17 protein-coding genes are annotated in these 18,157 nt (G+C 50.0%); 11 read left to right on the top strand and 6 right to left on the bottom strand.

What is annotated here, in order from left to right; translation table 11 throughout:
- The first annotated feature begins 34 nt into the window (after positions 1 to 34).
- Positions 35 to 484 carry a cytidine deaminase gene (locus H8S75_RS20900; RefSeq protein ID WP_187023234.1) on the top strand — a complete coding sequence of 150 codons (450 nt, stop codon included), beginning with the start codon at positions 35 to 37 and terminating at the stop codon, positions 482 to 484.
- 118 nt (positions 485 to 602) lie between these two features.
- Here the strand turns inward: H8S75_RS20900 and H8S75_RS20895 are convergent, their stop codons facing one another.
- Both H8S75_RS20895 and H8S75_RS20890 read right to left on the bottom strand, forming a co-directional pair.
- Positions 603 to 1,271, bottom strand: a complete 669-nt coding sequence (locus H8S75_RS20895; RefSeq protein WP_187023233.1) for a lactate utilization protein — start codon at positions 1,269 to 1,271, stop codon at positions 603 to 605.
- Between the two features lie 8 nt (positions 1,272 to 1,279).
- Positions 1,280 to 1,993 carry a GntR family transcriptional regulator gene (locus H8S75_RS20890; protein ID WP_187023232.1) on the bottom strand — a complete coding sequence of 238 codons (714 nt, stop codon included), beginning with the start codon at positions 1,991 to 1,993 and terminating at the stop codon, positions 1,280 to 1,282.
- Positions 1,994 to 2,226: 233 nt separating this feature from the next.
- Here H8S75_RS20890 and H8S75_RS20885 point away from each other — a divergent pair, with 233 nt between their 5' ends.
- From H8S75_RS20885 to H8S75_RS20855, 7 genes are read left to right on the top strand one after another with little or no spacing between them, the layout of a single operon-like run.
- Positions 2,227 to 3,606 (top strand): sulfatase family protein, encoded by a 1,380-nt coding sequence (locus H8S75_RS20885; RefSeq protein WP_187023231.1) that lies wholly within the window; start codon positions 2,227 to 2,229, stop codon positions 3,604 to 3,606.
- A gap of 52 nt (positions 3,607 to 3,658) precedes the next feature.
- A complete protein-coding gene (locus H8S75_RS20880) occupies positions 3,659 to 4,156 on the top strand; it encodes a PTS sugar transporter subunit IIA (protein ID WP_187023230.1) in 498 nt (165 codons plus the stop codon).
- 18 nt (positions 4,157 to 4,174) lie between these two features.
- On the top strand, positions 4,175 to 4,984 hold the full coding sequence (locus tag H8S75_RS20875; protein ID WP_055658897.1) for a PTS mannose/fructose/sorbose/N-acetylgalactosamine transporter subunit IIC: 810 nt from the start codon (positions 4,175 to 4,177) through the stop codon (positions 4,982 to 4,984).
- Complete coding sequence (locus tag H8S75_RS20870; protein ID WP_029467392.1) at positions 4,974 to 5,813, top strand: PTS system mannose/fructose/sorbose family transporter subunit IID; 840 nt, start codon at positions 4,974 to 4,976, stop codon at positions 5,811 to 5,813. Before H8S75_RS20875 ends, H8S75_RS20870 begins: the two co-directional genes overlap by 11 nt.
- Before the next feature lie 32 nt (positions 5,814 to 5,845).
- Entirely contained in the window at positions 5,846 to 7,270 is a 1,425-nt protein-coding gene (locus H8S75_RS20865; protein ID WP_187023229.1) for a sulfatase-like hydrolase/transferase, read from the top strand.
- A 13-nt stretch (positions 7,271 to 7,283) separates the two neighbouring features.
- The gene (locus tag H8S75_RS20860) at positions 7,284 to 8,846 is read left to right on the top strand and encodes a hypothetical protein (RefSeq protein WP_187023228.1); all 1,563 of its coding nucleotides are present in this window, start codon (positions 7,284 to 7,286) and stop codon (positions 8,844 to 8,846) included.
- A 4-nt stretch (positions 8,847 to 8,850) separates the two neighbouring features.
- Positions 8,851 to 9,339: a PTS sugar transporter subunit IIB gene (locus tag H8S75_RS20855; protein ID WP_034533246.1), complete on the top strand. Its 489-nt coding sequence runs from the start codon at positions 8,851 to 8,853 to the stop codon at positions 9,337 to 9,339.
- 51 nt (positions 9,340 to 9,390) lie between these two features.
- Here H8S75_RS20855 and H8S75_RS20850 read toward each other — a convergent pair whose 3' ends face one another.
- The 4 genes from H8S75_RS20850 to H8S75_RS20835 all read right to left on the bottom strand — a co-directional run bounded on the left by H8S75_RS20850 (position 9,391) and on the right by H8S75_RS20835 (position 14,695).
- Positions 9,391 to 9,963, bottom strand: coding sequence for a DNA-3-methyladenine glycosylase I (locus H8S75_RS20850; protein ID WP_055659019.1), 573 nt, complete (start codon positions 9,961 to 9,963; stop codon positions 9,391 to 9,393).
- A gap of 155 nt (positions 9,964 to 10,118) precedes the next feature.
- Positions 10,119 to 11,312 (bottom strand): M20 metallopeptidase family protein, encoded by a 1,194-nt coding sequence (locus H8S75_RS20845; protein WP_187023227.1) that lies wholly within the window; start codon positions 11,310 to 11,312, stop codon positions 10,119 to 10,121.
- A 1-nt stretch (position 11,313) separates the two neighbouring features.
- Positions 11,314 to 12,930 (bottom strand): response regulator, encoded by a 1,617-nt coding sequence (locus H8S75_RS20840; RefSeq protein ID WP_187023226.1) that lies wholly within the window; start codon positions 12,928 to 12,930, stop codon positions 11,314 to 11,316.
- A 13-nt stretch (positions 12,931 to 12,943) separates the two neighbouring features.
- Entirely contained in the window at positions 12,944 to 14,695 is a 1,752-nt protein-coding gene (locus H8S75_RS20835; RefSeq protein WP_187023225.1) for a cache domain-containing sensor histidine kinase, read from the bottom strand.
- A gap of 297 nt (positions 14,696 to 14,992) precedes the next feature.
- Between H8S75_RS20835 and H8S75_RS20830 the strand changes: the two genes are divergently transcribed.
- The 3 genes from H8S75_RS20830 to H8S75_RS20820 all read left to right on the top strand — a co-directional run bounded on the left by H8S75_RS20830 (position 14,993) and on the right by H8S75_RS20820 (position 18,157).
- A complete protein-coding gene (locus H8S75_RS20830; RefSeq protein ID WP_187023224.1) occupies positions 14,993 to 16,342 on the top strand; it encodes an extracellular solute-binding protein in 1,350 nt (449 codons plus the stop codon).
- 95 nt (positions 16,343 to 16,437) lie between these two features.
- Positions 16,438 to 17,316: a carbohydrate ABC transporter permease gene (locus H8S75_RS20825; protein WP_002601343.1), complete on the top strand. Its 879-nt coding sequence runs from the start codon at positions 16,438 to 16,440 to the stop codon at positions 17,314 to 17,316.
- A gap of 10 nt (positions 17,317 to 17,326) precedes the next feature.
- Positions 17,327 to 18,157 carry a carbohydrate ABC transporter permease gene (locus tag H8S75_RS20820; protein ID WP_187023223.1) on the top strand — a complete coding sequence of 277 codons (831 nt, stop codon included), beginning with the start codon at positions 17,327 to 17,329 and terminating at the stop codon, positions 18,155 to 18,157.

The raw sequence follows: 18,157 nt of genomic DNA, 5'->3' as shown, positions 1-18,157 counted from the left end.
CACTAGACTGTTTGGTAAAGGAAAGGAGGCCGTTATGGATTGTACGGAGAGAATGGCTGCGCTTAGGACAAAGCTTCCCGCTGAGGAGATGATATCCCAGGCATTTTCGGCCATGGCGAAGGCCTACGCCCCTTATTCCGGATTTAAAGTCGGAGCAGCGCTGCTCACGGCTGACGGAATAATGTATCAGGGCTGCAACATTGAAAACGCGGCGTATACCCCCAGCAACTGTGCGGAACGGACGGCGTTCTTCAAGGCGGTCAGCGAAGGGGTGAGAGAGTTTACTGCGATCTGTATCGTCGGCGGGAAGGATGGTGTCCCGGAAGGATTGACGGCTCCCTGCGGCGTCTGCCGCCAGGTGATGATGGAATTCTGCGACCCGGAGACGTTTCAGATTATTCTGCCTTCCAGCAGGGAGGAGTATGAAATCTTTACGCTGAAGGAATTGCTGCCGATCGGGTTCGGACCAAAGAATTTGCTGTAGAGATGGAAAGAGCGGTAATTAAAAGCTGGTAAAAAAGAAAAATAACGAATAATAAAGAGTAACAAAGAATAGAAGAAGCGCTTTTCCGGTCATGGTTGCACCGGAAAAGCGCTTCTTTTTAAAATCCTAAAGATTCTCCAACGAGAATGACTTTGATACGGCCTTTGACTCTCTGGCGTCCGAGCACCAGATAATTGCAGCAGCGCCTTGCATCACACATGCATCCGGAAGCCATGTTCTTCTGGTCGGCCGCGATGCAGCTTCCCAAACGGGCGCAGGGCGCATCCAGGCCTCTTCTTTTTACAATGGCAGGTACGGTGACGGTTTTGACACGATAGACGGCGGCCTCGATATCCGCCGCTATTTTGTTGATACCGGCTACAATAATAACGCTGTCGGGACCGAATACGAGCGGCGCGATCCGGTTGCTTAATCCGTCAACCTGATAGATCTCCCCGTTCTTTGTAATTGCATTAGCAGAGCAGAGAAACACGTCGGAACGAAATGCTTCTGTCAGACGGTCCTTCCTTTCCCGGTCCGATAGTCCGTCTTCATAGCGGTCGATAAAATGGTAGCGCCCGTTCTGTACCAGCTCCAGCACGCCGGTCTCTTCCAGCGTGACCGATCCGCCGACGGCAATGGTATCCCCCTCTTTTAACAGGGAGGCAACCGCAGCGGCGGCCTCTTCCTTGTGAGGAACATACTGCACGTCCATATTATTTTTCCGCAGACCGTCCATGACGGTCTGAATACAATCAGATGAAATCTCTGTAAGGGAATTCTGCATTCTATCTCCTAACGTTTGATATAGGTCAGCTGATACTTGGGTGAGTTCAGGATCAGCTCCGTGTAATCCATAATCTGCCCGTTCTCCAGATGTGTCACATTAGCCGCCTTGATGATGGGGGTGTTCTGCGCGATTCCAAAAAGCTCCGCCACCTCCTTCGAGGGGTGAATCGGAGTCACGGCGTGGTGGCTGTAGGCGATCTTGATCCCCTTGACCTTTTCAAAATACTGGTATTTGGAGGATTCCAGAATCTGAATGGAGATGTCAGGATACAGCCTGGCGGACATATAGGTGGTCTCCAGCTGAAGCAGTTCTCCGTCGCCATAGCGCTGGCGGTGAATGTAGTAAATCGGGTCTTCCTTTTCGATTCCCAATATGGAGGCGATATTGGCGGGGGACTTCTGTAATGTAAACACATCGACCTTCGTCGTCGGCTCCAGCCCCTGTTCTATCATTAAGTCCGTAAAGCCCTGGATCGGCGGCGGGTTTTGCGTGACGGCGGATCGGCTCACGAAAGTTCCGACACCAGCCACTCTCTGGAGAATGCCTTTGGCCACCAGATTGTCCGTGGCCTTGCGTACCGTAACTCTGGAAACGTGGTAGGTGGCCGACAATTCCAGCTCCGTGGGAATCAAGTCTCCCTTTTTGTAGTATCCAAGATTAATCTGCTCCAGCAAATCATTTTCTATCTGTCTGTATTGGGCAATTCTTTTTTCTGCCATATTATCACCTGCCAAAATGTACTGCAATCATTATAATACATAACCGGAGAAAAGGCAATTTGCTTTTTTATATAATGTATACATATATGATGCTAGAATTCAATACATATGACCGACATAATAACAATACAAATAAAATTAAATGTATTGACATTTGGGCCATAAGGTTGTATATTTTACCTATGAGTGTTGGAAAATATGTAAAAATAGACAATAGGGAGGAGGCGCAGTCTTTGAATATCTTGTATATACATACTCATGACTCGGGCAGAGTGCTGGGCCCGTACGGTTATGCGGTCCCCACACCGAATCTGGAGGCATTTGCGAAACAGGCGGCGGTATTTCGAAACTGCTACTGTGCGGGGCCGACCTGTTCTCCCAGCCGGGCGGCGATGCTGAGCGGGACGTATCCCCATCAGAACGGGATGCTGGGACTTGCACAGAGAGGATTTTCCATGGATTATGAGAAACATCTGGTCCGTTTTTTAAATAGAAACGGCTACCGGACTGTTTTAGACGGAATCCAGCATGAAGCGGGCTGGTACTTAGATACAAAGCAGGGGGCTGAAACCATTGGATACCAGGAGGAGATCAGCTGTCCGAGTGATGGATACAGGCAGGAAGATTTGACGGAATGGGATAAGAAGAACGCGGACCGTGCGGCGAAATGGATCGGGAACTACGACGGGAAAAAGCCGTTCTTCCTGTCCTATGGAATGTACGCCACACACAGAAGATTTCCGGATGTCATTGATCGCGATATTAACGAGGACTTTGTCCTGCCGCCTGGCCCTATACCGGACAGCAGGGAGACGAGAAAGGATTTTGCCAGATACATGACGAGTGCGAAATCAGCAGATCTCTGCGTGGGCAGGGTGCTTGACGCCCTGAAGGAAAAGGGTCTTATGGAGGAGACTGTTATACTGATTACGACGGACCATGGCCTTGCGGAGCCGTTCTGTAAATGCACACTATTTGACAGCGGCATCGGGGTAGCGCTTCTTATAAGGGCTCCGGGAAAGCGGGCTAACGGACATGTGATCGATGGGCTGGTATCCCATCTGGATATATTTCCGACGCTCTGCGATCTGCTGGGAATTGAAAAACCCGGTTACCTGGAGGGTGTGTCGGCGGTTCCCATGCTGGACGACCCGGAAGCAAAGATCCGGGATGAGATATTTGCAGAGGTGAATTTCCACACCTCCTATGAGCCCATCCGCTGTATCCGTACAGAACGGTACAAGTATATCCGGTATTATGACGCATCGTATCTGCGAATCAATCAGTCCAATATAGACGAGTCGCTTACGAAAGATTACTTTAACGAAAGGGGGCTAAAGGAGCAGCATAAATACGAGGAAGCGCTCTACGATCTTGTATTCGATGTGGGGGAGCGCAGAAACTTAGCGGGGCTTCCGGAGTTCGCAGCAGTGGAGCAAGTACTTGCAGCCCGGCTGGACCGCCATTTGCGGGAAACGGACGATCCCATAAGGAACGGGGGGATTTCTGTTTCGCCGGAGTGGAAGGTCAACCGGAAGGAATGCCTTACGGCAAGCTCGAAGAATCCGGAGGACTATGTGTCTGCAGTAAACAGCAACAGAAAAAAGTCATAAGCATACCGGAGAATGCAGAGTTTCCGGAAGTGCTTGCAGAAAGGGGAATGGTATGATAGGAATCATTGTCACGGGTCATGGTTCTTTTGCCACCGGAATTACCAGCGGGTTAAAGCTGCTGGCAGGAGAGACGGCGTATTATGAAGCGGTGGATTTCCTGCCGGAGGATTCGGTGGAAGCCCTGACAGAGAAGCTGCTGAGGGCGGTGGAGGTCTTAAGCGGGCTGGAAGGAATTTTAATCCTCACGGACATCGCGGGAGGATCTCCGTTTAACGTATCGCTGAAGCTGAAGCTTACGAGGACGGAAGCAATCGAGGTAATCGGCGGAACGAATCTGCCGGTGCTTTTAGAAGCGTATCTGTCGCGCGCCATGTATGAGGGGGCTGAGACGCCCTCCGGACAGCACGCCGCAGAGAAGGACGAATCTCCGGAGGGATTGCGGAAGGGAAATGTGGCGGGACTGGCCGATGCGGCCTGCGAAGCAGGAAAAGGCCAGCTGGTTGTCTATGTGCCTTCCGTGGATGATGGGGAAGACGAATTTGAAGAGTAAAAGACAGGAGGAAAAGGTATGAGTTTATTTCAGGCAATACTAATCGGTATTTTTGCTTATCTCGGCTCTAAGCGAACCCCGTGGTTCTTTGGCGTGACAGGCGGATGGAACATGATAGGAAGGCCTCTCGTGGCAGGTCTGATCATCGGCCTGATTCTGGGGGATGTGAGAAGCGGCGTAATTGCAGGCGCCATGGTTCAGGCGCTGTTTATCGGTCAGATTACTCCGGGCGGCGCGATGCCGGCCGATGTGAATTGGGCGGCCTATATCGGCATTCCGCTGGCACTGGCGGCTGGCGGTACCGGAGAACAGGCGGTGGCACTGGCAGTTCCGCTCAGCATGCTGGGACTGGGACTCTTTAACTTTATCATGACCATAAATGCATACTTCCCTCATATGGGAGACAAGGCCGCGGAAAGAGGAGACGGCGCCGGTATTCACCGCGCCACCTATCTGGCGGCAGTGCCGAGCTTCATTCTGCGAGCTGGTTCGGCTATGCTGATCTGTTATCTCGGAACTCCGCTCACCGAGGTATTGCTCAACAACATGCCTGACCTGATGCTTCATTTCTTCGAAGTGGCCGGCAAACTGCTTCCGGCAATCGGATTTGCCATGCTGTTAAAGCAGTCGCTGTCCAGGTCGTGGATGATCGTATTGTTCCTTATGGGATGGGTGCTGATCGGATCTACCAGCATGTCTGTTACGGCTCTTGCGATATTCGCAACCGCCCTGGCATTTATTTTTGTCATGGCACAGGGACAGCCTGCAGTACAGGCAGCGGCTCAGCCGGCTAAAGGAATAGAGGAGGATGACTGCTATGAAGAATAAGAATACATCAGACGGACTGTTAACCAAAAAAGATATTGACCGTGCGGCGTGGAGTTATATTTTCTTTTCGCAGGCGACACAGAACTTTGAACGTATGATGGGGCTGGCATTCTGCCACGTGGTGGAGCCAATTCTGCGCAAGCTCTATAAGAATAACGATGAGGAATACAAAAATGCATTAAAACGCCATATGCAGTTCTATAACACGGAACCGCAGTTAGGCTCCCTGATTCCTGGCATCACCATTGCCATGGAGGAGGCCAGAGCCAAGGGAGACGACGTCAGCGAGGAGCTGATCGTAAATACCAAAAACGCCCTGATGGGCCCATTTGCCGGAATCGGCGACTCTCTTCTGATTGGTACATACAGCCCGATCTTACTCAGTATTGCCATGAGCATGTGTATTGACGATGGAAATCCTGTCGGCCCGCTCTTTTTTTGCGCGGTATGGCTGGTAACGATCGTTGGCCTGCAGTGGTTCCTGTTCCACAAGGGATATTCCATGGGACTGGATGCGGCTAACACATTTTTCAAAAATAAGGATATTACAAATAAAATTACAACTGGCCTTACGATGATGGGGCTGATCGTAATCGGCGGTGTGGCTTCCACAACCGTTAAGGCGAACTTTATCTATAAGTTTGTCAGCGGGGATATGGCAATCTCCATCCAGGAGCAGGTATTTGACAAGATTATGCCGGCTATCGTGCCGCTCTGCCTGACGCTTGCAGTCTGGTATCTGATGGATAAGAAAAAATGGTCGGCAAATAAAATTATTCTCGGCATCGTTATCTTTTCCGCAGTCATGGTGGTTCTTGGGATCATGTGATTCGTGAAAGTAAATTCGTGAAAGGTAAATCCATGAAAGATATCATGCTCATCATGTCGGATCAGCATGGCGGGGCGTATACCGGCATGGAAGACGACAGAGTGAGGACGTCTGCGCTTATGCGGATTGCAGGGGAGGGACTGTATTTTGAACGCTGCTACTGCAGCGCCCCTCTCTGCGTGCCCTCACGCATGTCCTTTTTAAGCGGAAAGCGTCCGTCTGACTTAAACATTTTCAATAACGATACGGTGCTGCCGGCGGATGTGCCGACGATCGCCCATGCTCTGGGAGCCGTCGGTTATCACACCGTGCTGATCGGACGGATGCATTTTAAGGGGGACGAACAGAAACATGGCTTTGACGAAAGACTGGTGGGGGATATCACCTCCCAGTACTGGGGAACAGGCGGAAAAGAGCGGGTGGATTTCGGCGCCTATACCGGGACGACGAACCGGAAACACTGTCTGGAGGCTGTTGGAGGTGGAATCTCGCCGGTTATGGCCTATGACAGAGAAGTATATGAGTGCGCGCTCCGGTACCTGGAGCAGGAGCATGAAGAACCTCTGTTTTTGGTGGTGGGATTTTACTCCCCGCATTTTCCCTTTGTTGCGGAACCGGATACGTATCAGTTGTACAAAAAACAGTTCGCAGGGGAGAGGCGCCCTGCGGCAGCGCCTCTCCGGTTCTATGAGGATTACGTCATGGAGTGCAGCGAGGAGAAGGCCGTGTGCTGTAAGGCTGCCTACTGCGGAGCCGTGGAAGAGACAGACCGGTATATTGGGCGCCTGTATGACGCCTTTCAAGGCAGAAAAGGCCGGAAACTCTTCCTTTACGTGTCAGATCATGGAGAACAGTTGGGAAAGAGAGGTATTTTCGGAAAGCAGACCCTGTATGAGGACGCCGTCCGCGTCCCCTTCGTGGCGGCCGGAACAGGTGTGCCTGTGGGAAGAAGGCGTGAATGCGTCAGCCTTCTGGACATTTCAAAAACAATTCTGGCACAGGCCGGAACTTCGGCAGACTGGCACGACGGCCGGGAGATTGATTTATCAGGGCTGCCCGATGTGGGTGAGTTGGTAAAGCATTCCGCAGGGTCCGGCGAATTCGACAGGCCTGCGGTGATTCAGCAGATTCTGGATTACCGGTCAGAACCCATGATGGCTGAAGCCGTGGTGTGGAGACGGTATAAGGCCGTGAGATACGGTGGTACGGCCTACTTCCTGTATGATCTGGAGGACGACCCACTGGAGGAACGAAACATCGCAGGAGAATACCCGGAATGGATGGAAGCGGCAGAAACGTATTTCCTGACATTACCGGAGATTTCCGCCTGTATTGAAACGGAAATAACGCAGAGAGAACGGGTAAAACAGCTGAAGGAATGGGGAAAGAGAAAGAAGCCTCATGAATGGGCGGTTATGCCGGTTCCAGAATGGGCGCGTCACAAACCTGTGGAATAAGGTGGTAGAAAGAATGGAATATAAAAAACTTTGGACAGATATGCACAGTAATATCCATCATGAACAGATGGAGCTGCTGCCTGAATGGTTTGGGCAGGTAAAGAAAATCATGGATTTCTGGCCGGTCGCCTATTATCCCTTTTATATGAGACCGACAGAGTCAGGACTTAAGGTGGAAGACCGGTACGAGGATGGACTGATCAAAATGGACTGGGAGCAGATTCGTGAATTTGCGAATCAGGCAAACAAAGAGGGCTATCCCGTGTTCATGGGCTATGAGTGGCAGGGAACGGGAAAAGACGGAGATCACAACGTGTTCTTTTTAAATAATGACGGAGAGCAGAAGCATCCGGATACCTACCGGGAACTGGCGGCCGCCTATAAGGGTGAGCCGGTAATTGGAATCCCGCATCACGTGGCGTATCAGCCCGGATCGAGAGGAAAAAACTGGGATACTCACGATGAAGTATTTTCTCCGTTTGCGGAAATTTATTCCTGCCACGGATGCAGCGAGACGGATGACGGTCCGCTTCTTATGAAGCGCCATGTCCACATGGGGCCGAGGACGGGAGAGACGGTATTCGAGCGGGCGATCGAGAAGGGATACCGGATCGGAATGATCGCGGCAGGCGACAATCACAGCGTGCCTGCGGTCTTTGAGCATGGCAGCATGTGCGCTCTGGCCGCAGACTGTACGAAGGAAGCGATCTGGGAGGCTTTTGTGAACCGCAGGGTATACGGGGTATCCCAGAGCCGGATCGAGGTGGATTTCTTCGTCGATGGAGCCGAAATGGGAAGCGAGATCACGACCGGTGGGGAGGCGGAGCTTTTGTTCCGGATCAAGGGAACGGCTGCGGTCGACCGTGTGGAAATACTGAGAGATAACATTCTGGAAAAAATGGTAGTGCATTCAGGAACATGGGAAAGAAAAGAACAGTCTGGCGTGATCCGGTTTAAATTCCGCCTGGAATTTGGCTGGGGACCGGATATCCGTGTCTATCCGGATGCAATCTGCCGGGTATGGAACGGGCTGCTGAAAGTGGAAGGAAAGCTGCTGGGCGTGGAAAAATGCTGGAATAATTTCGGACAGGAGCTGACCTCACAAACGGAGGATTCCTGTGAATTCGCGCTTACCACCTATCAGTCCACGGCTACCGGTAAATGGATGGGGCCCAGCAATGTGACAACAGAAGGCTTTATCTTCGAGGTGGAAGCGGATGCAGACAGCTTCATTCATCTGACTGTGGAAGGAAAAGAGTACGCATTTCTGGTAAGGGATATGCTGAAAAGCTCCAGCGTAACGGCGCTGTGGGACGAAGTGGAAAAACTGACGGAGGATACCTGGGGAAAAATCACCCATTACAGAGATGACCCGTGGTGGCACAATGCATACAAGTTTAAAGTAGGCCGTGCATATCCGGAGGACAGCTACTTACTGGAGCACCATGAGACGATAAACGTGGAAGAGGACTGCTGCTACCGCCTGCGCGTATGGCAGAAAAATAATGACGCCGCGTGGACTTCCCCTGTATTTTTAAGAACCGGCCATGGGCTGGCAGAGAAGAAGGAGGATTAACCGGATGCAGGAAATTGTGAATGTAAGAATCGATGACCGCCTGATTCACGGTCAGGTGGCCGCTGTATGGAGCCAGTATACGAAGGCAACCAGAATTATGGTGGTGGACGACCAGGTCGTGCATGACGTGGTCAATAAAGAGGCGCTGAAGATGGCCTGCCCGCAGCAGTGCAAGCTGTCTATTCTGACAGCGGAAAAAGCAGCGGCTAATTTATGCGCGGGTAAATACGATGGAGAAAAGGTATTTATTGTGGCGAAGAATCCGAAGACGATCCGTTCCATTCTGGATCATGGGTTTGTGATGGATTCCGTCAATGTGGGCAATATGGGCGGTAAGCAGAATACCAGAATGCTGAAAAAGGCCGTCAGTGTGTCGGAGGAGGATATCGAAAACTTCCTGTATCTGGCCGGGCACGGTGTGAAGGTTACGGCCCGCATGGTGCCGACGGAGGAAGCGGCAGACTTTATAAAGCTGATTGAGGAAGCGAAATAGAGAGAAAAAGAGGATTCCGGGAAAGAACCTGCCGGAATCCTCTTTTTCTCTCTACTCTTCGCGATTATAACAGAAGCAGGAGGTCATATGATCGTTGACCAGTCCGACCGACTGCATGTAGGCATAAATAATGGTAGGGCCTACAAATTTAAATCCCAGGTTCTTTAAATCCTTACTGATTTTTTCTGCTAACGGAGTGCTGGCAGGAACGTCAGCCATGGTTTCCCAGGCATTTTTGATGGGTTTGTTATCCACATAGGACCATAAGAACTGGTCCAGGGAACCGTATTTTTCACACAACACGAAGTAAGCCCTGGCGTTGGTGATGGCCGCGTTGATCTTTAAACGGTTTCGGATGATTCCGGCGTTCTGCATCAGCTCTTCAATCTTCTCGTCGCCGTATGTACTGATGATGGCCGGATCGAAATCATCGAAGGCCTTTATAAAGGCATCCCGCTTCTTCAGGATGGTAATCCAGCTTAAACCTGCCTGCATACCCTCCAGAATCAGCATTTTAAATAGTGTTCTGTCATCGTGAACGGGTTTCCCCCATTCGTTATCGTGATACTCCTGGTTCAGTATATCGTGGGCGGCCCAGTCACACCGTGTGAGTTTGTCTGACATTGGTTCTCCTCTTTCTGCGCAGATGTTGGAATCTGCCTTTTTGTGTGCTCTTGCCAGTGGTTCCATATTCTTCAGCCTATTATAATAGAAATTTCTGCTCACATCAATACTTGAGAGTAAAAAGTTTATACCTGGCTGTGATGGCTAACCGAAAGCTATTGAAATAGCCATTCCCAAGCATACGCCGCATAGAGACGGCAGCCATTTAGTAAAGCCGATTCGTCCAGATCAAAACACTCGTGGTGGAGCGGCCAGGAGGTTTTCTGGGTTCCGTCACTCGTTCCTAAGAATACCATGACGCCGGGGACAGCCTCTAAATATCGGGAGAAATCTTCAGAGGTCATGCTGGCTGGACGTTTTATTAAGTTGTCTTCCCCCCACACGGTCATGGCCGCGTTTTTTGCCGTGCCGCAGCAGGCGGCATCATTGACAGTCGGGAGCAGGGACGGCGTGTAGGTGACTTCAGAGGAGCAGCGGTACATCGCGGCTGTGTGTTCACTGTAACGGGTAAGGGCTTCCTTAAAATAACCGCTGAGCTCCTTGTCAAAGAAACGGATATTTCCCGATAATACAGCTTCCTGAGCCAGCAGATTGACCTTTGTGCCGGCCTGGAAGATTCCGATGGTAAGGACAGCCGGTTTCTGCGGGTCAATTTCTCTGCTGACGATTTGCTGAAGATTGACAGCCAGATGGGCGCCGGCAAGGAGCGTATCCGATCCGAGATGGGGTGTCGCGCCGTGGCCTCCGGGGCTGGTAAGGCGGATGGAAAAGTCATCTACACCTGCCATGCAGGGGCCGGGCAGAATACAGATTTTTCCCGTTGGAAGATCGGGCGCCACATGGATCGCAAATACAGTATCCACTCCGTCAAGCATCCCGTGATCGATCAGCATTCTGGTTTCTCTGCCGGTTTCCTCCGCCGGCTGAAACATGAGCCGCACGGTGCCGGAAAAATGGTCACGGCTGTCCCAAAGAAGCTTTGCCGCCCCCAGCAGCATGGCCGTATGGGAGTCGTGTCCGCAGGCATGCATGACACCGGGAGACTGTGAGACATAGGGCGCGTCTGAATTTTCCGTAATAGGCAGGGCATCCAGATCTGCGCGCAGCAAAACTGTTTTACTGTACTTTTCAGGTGGTAAGGCAGCGGTTTCCTCCGGGCGCGTCTGCAAACCGGCGATCTCAGCCAGAATATCTGTTTTATGCAGTGTACGGTGTGGAATCCCCAGTTTGTCCAGTTCATTTCTGATTAACTGCTGGGTCTGAAATTCCTGGCCGCTCAGCTCCGGATGCTTGTGAAGCGTTCTCCGTATGCCAATGATATAGTCGGACAACATTGAAAAATCGGTCATATTAATAATCCTCCTGTCGGTGTGTCTCTTCTTTGTACTGTGCCGGTGTCATATTTGTATATTTTTTAAACAGCTTCGAAAAATAGTTGGGGTCGCTGATGCCGACCGATTCTGCAATTTCGTAAATCCGGAGATTACCGGTCTGAAGCAGTCTCTTCGCTTTCTCAATCCGCAGGCTCGCTAAGTAGTCTACAAAATTCATTTGAGTGACTTCCTTGAAAATCCGGCTTAGATAGGACGGATTGACGTAATTGATCTCTGCGATTTTTTTCAGCGTCAGAGTCGACGTGGACAGATTCTCGTTGAGATACTGCAAAATCGTGTGGATGAGCTTGTTTCCCTTGGCATCAGTATATAGATTTACCTGGTAAAGCGTGAAGCGCACCATCTGAAGGACGTATTGCCGGATGTCTTTTTCGTCGGTCAGCTTCAGGATATGCGTGTAGGGCAGGTGATCCGTATTGTAAATTTCATTGTAGGAGATTCCCTTGTCTCTCAGTGTTGCGAGCACGATATTTACGATGGAGAGCGACAGCACCATGACATCGGAGAGAACATGGCTGGGGATTCGTTCCAGCGAATCATAGGCTGCATCAACGCGCCGCAGAGCGGTATCCTCCTGGGGCAGCTGCATATACAAGGGAAGCTCTTCCGTCACCGTATTGATTAAATTCTGTAATTCCTGCTGATTCTGTTCCTGGGGCGGATTGGCCAGAAATGACTTGTTATGGCTGTATTTGGCGACCTGGGAGTTCTGGTAGGCCTGACGGTAGGAGCTGCGGATATCCTCGAGGCGCTCCACCGGCGTGCCGACGCCCACATACGATTTGATCCCCAGTTTGTCCTTCAGCAGGGTAGAAAAATGGAAGCCGTAATTGTATAAGTTGATTTTTCTGTTTTCAGTCAGCAGGACCAGGTTCATATGAATATCCTGAAAGACCAGGAGGCCGCTTAGCCGCTCTGCCGCCGTTTGGATGATTTCCCGGCACTGGAACTGCTGCATGATGCTGGCTTCGATGTCCTGGCTGACATTTAGTGTCAGGAGAAGGATATTGAAGAAATCGGAATCACGATGCAGCGGTATCTGGTAATAGCTCAAATTCTCCCAAAGGTAATCGGAGGGGAGGCTGCTGACCATCATGTTGCTGAAAAAATTCTGGATTATGTAGTCCCGGTTTTCGTTCAGCTTCTTTTGAAGGAGTTCGTGCTGGTAAAGTTTTTTCTGCTCTTCCCGGATGGAATTGCGGATATCGGTCACAGTCCTGATCAGTTCCTCACGTTTAATGGGTTTTAAAAGAAAACTCGATATTCCGATTTCCAGCCCCTGCTTGGCGTAGTCGAATTCATCGTGGGCGGTAAGAATGATGATTTTAATGTGCGGATATTCTTCCAGAACCATTTCTGCAAAGTCCAGGCCGTTTATAAACGGCATTTCAATATCGGTGATGATGACATCCGGTTTTCGTTCGGCAATCAGCTCCAACGCCTGGTTTGCGCTGGATACATCATCCGTAATGACATAGTCCAGTTCCTCCCATGGGATGCAGATCCGCAGCAGTCCCCTCATTTTATCTTCATCGTCTACGAGCATCACTTTTATGGGCTGTGGCTGATACATATCGGCAGACCTCCTAAAACGGTATTTTAATGATGACAGAAGTTCCCTTCCCTTTTTGGCTGAGCAGCTCTACGGCGCCCTTTTCCGGGTAAGAAATATGGACCCGCTCAATTGTGCCTGCCAGACCGAAGCTGTCTCTGGGTGAGGGGCTTAAGGAGCGCAGGCTTTGCAGCAATTGATCGTCCATTCCTACCCCGTTGTCGGTAACCGTGAGACAGATCAGGGTCTCCTGGCGTTTGACGGATATCAGGATGGTACCGGGTTCCCCAAGCGGTTTGATACCGTGGTAGACCGAGTTTTCGACCAGGGGCTGAAGCAGGAGTTTTATGATCTCGTGCTGGTACAGCGTTTCATCTACATCATAGTTTACGGTAAATAATTCCTCATAGCGCAGGGAGAGAAGGGAGGTGTAATCCTTTATGATCTGCAGTTCCTGCTCCAGGGTGATGAACTGTTTGCCCTTACTCAGACTCTGACGGTAAAAACTGCCCAGCGCGGTGATGGCGTCATAGGCCTGATTGGTGTCTCCGGTGAGCACAATGTATCCGATAGTATCCAGCGTGTTATACAGAAAATGCGGTTTCATTTGTTCCTGAAGCGCGCGGAGCTCCGTCTTTCTTTTCAGCTTCTGTTCCTGCACCAGCCGTTCCATAAGAAACTGAAGCCTTTCTATTAAATGGTTGTAATGTATCTCCAGAAGACCCAGTTCGCTGTTCGGGTGGCGGACGGCCACCGGTTCGAAATTTCCGTTTTCCGCGCGGCCCATGGCCTGAATCATCTGGGAGACAGGCGTCTGAATCGATTTTGCAATAACGATGACACAGATCAGCATGAGCACCATATTGATGAAGAAAATCCAGAAGGAGATCTGGAGCAGGGAGGTGCTCAGCGTGGACTCGTATTTTAGAGGGAAGGTGGCGGTTAATCTCCACTGGTATTCTGGAATATAGATTCCTGCTGACAGCGAATTTTTGCCGCTGGCACTGTAGTAAGCAGACGCAGGACCGATGAAGGGGCTGATATTGTGGTGATTTTCCCCTTCCTTTGTATCGCCGTAGGTGCTGATGATCTCCCCGGAAGCGTCATACAGGGTAATCTCGATATCGGATGGCTGAAAGACGTGCTCAAATATCTGGTTGATGGAGCGCGTCGGTATGTTCATAATAGAGAAGCCGATCGGTTTCTGGGTTTCTAAGTCATTGATGACCCGGACTGCCGACAGAAAATCTTCGGAGTAGTCGGGAAGAAAAATATTGCCGGCATGAAGAGAAAGAATACAGCTCCCCTTGGCGTCCATGACGCTTTGATACCAGGGGGCCTCTGTGACAGAGTGAATCACCGGCGTCTTGATTCCGAACTTATCGACTCCATAGAGCTGCCCCTTTAGATTCATAATATAGATAGAATCGAGATGATTATAGCTGTCGATAATGGTAAAAAGATAATTGTCATAAAATTTCCGGTCAGTTGGTTTCAGTGGAAGCTTTGTGAGATCAGAGATACCGCTTTTCAGCAGAAGGCTGTAGCTGTTATTGGTATTTTCCACCATTTCCACGATGTTGGAGCGGATCGAAGTGAGCGTCTGTCTGGAATGCTGTTCCATGTTGGACAGGACGTATTCTTTCGATACATAGCGGTATGAAAAGTAAGTCAGAATAACACTGAGCAGCAGAAAACCAAAAAAGACCGTGCTGATTTTTCTCGATATTTTACTGTGAAACGCCCAGTTCCACAGATTTAAAGCGCTCGCTTTCCGTTTCCCCATAAATGCATCCCCCCTGCTATTATGTCATCATATCACGGTGAATTTTAAAAGTAAACAAAGCGGAAAATGAAGTAAAAAATCTACTAGAGAAAGTAAGCGATTTACTATACGGTTAATGGCAAAGCCGGAAAATGAGACGTGAACCACCGGGAAAATAGTAAGTTAATCACCAGAAACAGTAAAATCTCTCTCTTCCGTGAAAACGCTGAACTGTGTAAAATAGATTTATATTCACAAGGGCGCGCTTTTGAATCAGATAACTGTAAACAGCAGTAAAAATATTGGAGGAGCGGAATCATGAAAAAGAAAACATGGAGAATTGTCATGGCACTTGCACTTGCGGGTACTATGGCGATGGGACTGACTGCCTGCGGCTCAGGTGCAGTAAACAGTACAGCCGGAGGAGATACCAGTGCTGCACAAACGGCTAAGGAAACCACACAAGAGGCCAGTGGTGACACGGGGGAAGTGCCTGTGATCAAGCTGTGGCATATATTCGGAGGGGATACCGATCCCAATAAGGCAATTATCGATCAGGTCGTAAAAGATGCGGAAGAAAAGTTCCATGTAAAGATAGAATCCGACACGGCTGAAAATGAGGCATATAAGATGAAATTAAAGGCGGCCATCGCGGCCAATGAAACGCCGGACATCTTCTATACCTGGGGCCATGGCTTCATCAAGCCGTTTGTCGAAGCGGGAAAGGTAGAGGCGCTGGACGATTATCTGACCGATGATTTCAAGTCACATCTGGGGCCGTCAACCTTGACCGGCTTCCAGTTCGATGAAAAAACGTATGCGCTTACGACAGACCAGTCGGTAGCCTGCATGTTTTATAATAAAGAGATGTTCGAAAAACTGAATCTGGAAGTTCCGGAGACCTTTGATGACTTCCTGACAGTATGCCAGACCTTCCTGGACAACGGAATCACACCGCTCACCGTAGGCGGAAAGGAACCGTGGACGATTGCCATGTATCACGATCTTCTGGCCTTAAGGGCGGTTGGAAGCGAGGGCGTAAAGGCTGCCACCGGAAAAGAGACGGGATATGACGATCCTGGATTCTTAGAGGCGGCCCAGTGCCTGAAGAAGCTGGTGGATATGGGCGCATTTCCGGATGGCTCCGCCGGTATCTCGAGAGAAGAATCGGAGGTTCCGTTCCTTCAGGGACAGATTCCGATGTACTTAAACGGAAGCTGGACGGCGACGAGAGTGTATAAGGACTCTTCCCTGGTACAGGGAAAAATCGGAGTATTCCCATTCCCGGTATTAAAGGATGGAAAATCAGGAGTGACAGACTTTACCGGCGGGCCGGATACGGCCTTTGCGGTCAGCGCAGCCACCAGGGATCCGAAGCTTACAACCGAAGTTGCTCAGTATATTGCCTATGAACTGGCGATCGGAAAGTACAAGATCGGTTCCAGCATCCTTCCGTATGTAAACGTGGACGTAGATAAGTCTGAAATCAATCCGCTCTTAATGGAGATCTATGATTTCACAAAAGACGCCACAAGCTATACAATCTGGTGGGATAATCTGATGGAAGGAAAAGATGCAACCGTATATTTAAACAAGCTTCAGGAGCTGTTTGTCGGCAGTATTACACCGGAACAGTATGTGGCTGAACTGCAGAAATTAAATCAGTAAACGAGGAGCGCTCCCGGAAACGTTTTTTTGAGAGCGACTCCAAACCGAAAGGGGACTGGAGACAGTCCCCTTCATAAAAAGATAGGAGGTTTTTTGTGAACCGGGTACTGTCAAATAAAAAAGCCGTGTTTATTTTCCTGCTTCCGGCGCTGGTCCTGTTTTTGACCATTATTATCGTGCCGATCTTTATGTCCGTGACTTACAGCCTCACAGAGTGGGATGGGATCGGGAAAAAGGTATTTACGGGGTTTGATAACTATAAGGAGCTGTTCCTCACCAACAGTGATGGATTCTGGAGGGCAGTTAAGAATTCTTTGATTTTTGCAGCGGGTTCTGTCTTTGTGCAGCTGCCGATTTCTCTCATCCTGGCGCTGATTCTGGCAAGAGGAGTAAAGGGGGAACGTTTTTACGTCAGCGTCTATTTCATCCCGGTTCTGATTTCTACCGTGGTGATCGGACAGCTCTGGATGAAGATTTACAATCCGCAGTACGGGCTTCTGAATACGGTCTTAAGATCCATGGGCTTAGAACAGCTTACGGGGAACTGGCTCGGAGACACAAAAAAGGTGATCTTTGCCGTGATCGTGCCGGTGCTGTGGCAATACATCGGTTACCACATGCTGCTGATGTACGCCTCGGTGCGCTCCATCTCAGAGGAGATTTTCGAAGCGGCCCGTATCGACGGCGCCAATGGGATTCAGACTGCATTACATATTACCATTCCGCTTATGAAGCCGATTCTGAAGGTCTGCGTGACCTTTGCGGTGGTTGGGTCTTTAAAGAACTTCGATCTTGTGTACGTTATGACGGGCGGCGGACCGGCGGGAGCGAGCCAGCTTCCGAGTACGCTGATGGTTGAGACCATTTTCTCCAGAAATATGTATGGTTATGGAAGCTCGATGGCAATTTTCATTATTCTGGAATGCTTCCTTTTTGCATGGCTGATTCGTGGGGCATTTCGTGACAATGAGTAAGGGAGGACATATGAAAAAAATAAATTTATCCCGGGCAGTCATTCAGGCGTGTCTGATCTTTTGGGCCGCGCTTCAGATATTCCCCTTATACTGGCTTTTGACGTTTTCACTGAAGGACAACACAGAGATATTTCAGGGAAATATGGTTGGCCTCCCCTCTGTCTGGCGCTTTGAGAATTACACCCATGCCTTTATGGGCGGAAATGTGGGGCGCTATCTGGCCAACAGTATTATTGTTACGGCGGCCACCATTCTGATTGTCTGTATTGCATCTCTGATGGCTTCCTACGCTCTGATCCGGATGAAATGGAAGCTTCAGAGGACCTTTCAGCTGATTTTTATCATGGGAATCACCATACCGATCCACGCAGCGCTGCTGCCCGTATTTATCATGATGCGGCAGGTGCATTTAATCAATACTTACTGGTGCCTGATTATTCCGTACTCGGCCTTCGCAGTGCCGATGGCGATTATGATCAGCTCCGGTTTTATCTCTTCCATTCCGGTGGAACTGGAGGAAGCCGCGTGTATCGATGGATGCAATATATATAAAATCTTTATTCAGATTATACTCCCGCTGATGAAGCCGTCGCTGGCCACGATTGCCATTTTTACGTTTTTGCAGTCCTGGAATGAGCTGATGTTTGCGGTCGTGTTTATCAGCAAGCCGGCATACCGGACGCTGACGGTTGGAATACAGTCCCTGGTAGGGCAGTATACGACAGACTGGGGCCCCATCGGGGCCGGGCTGGTGGTCGCCACGTTCCCCATTATCATTATCTATGTGATATTGAGCAGGCAGGTGCAGCAGAGCCTGATTGCCGGTTCCGTAAAAGGGTAG

Origin of the sequence: Hungatella hominis (assembly GCF_014288005.1) — a bacterium.
GTDB classification, from domain to species: Bacteria; Bacillota; Clostridia; order Lachnospirales; family Lachnospiraceae; genus Hungatella; species Hungatella effluvii.
Note: the sequence above shows the minus strand (reverse complement) of the source record. Positions and strands in the feature narration are given on the sequence as shown.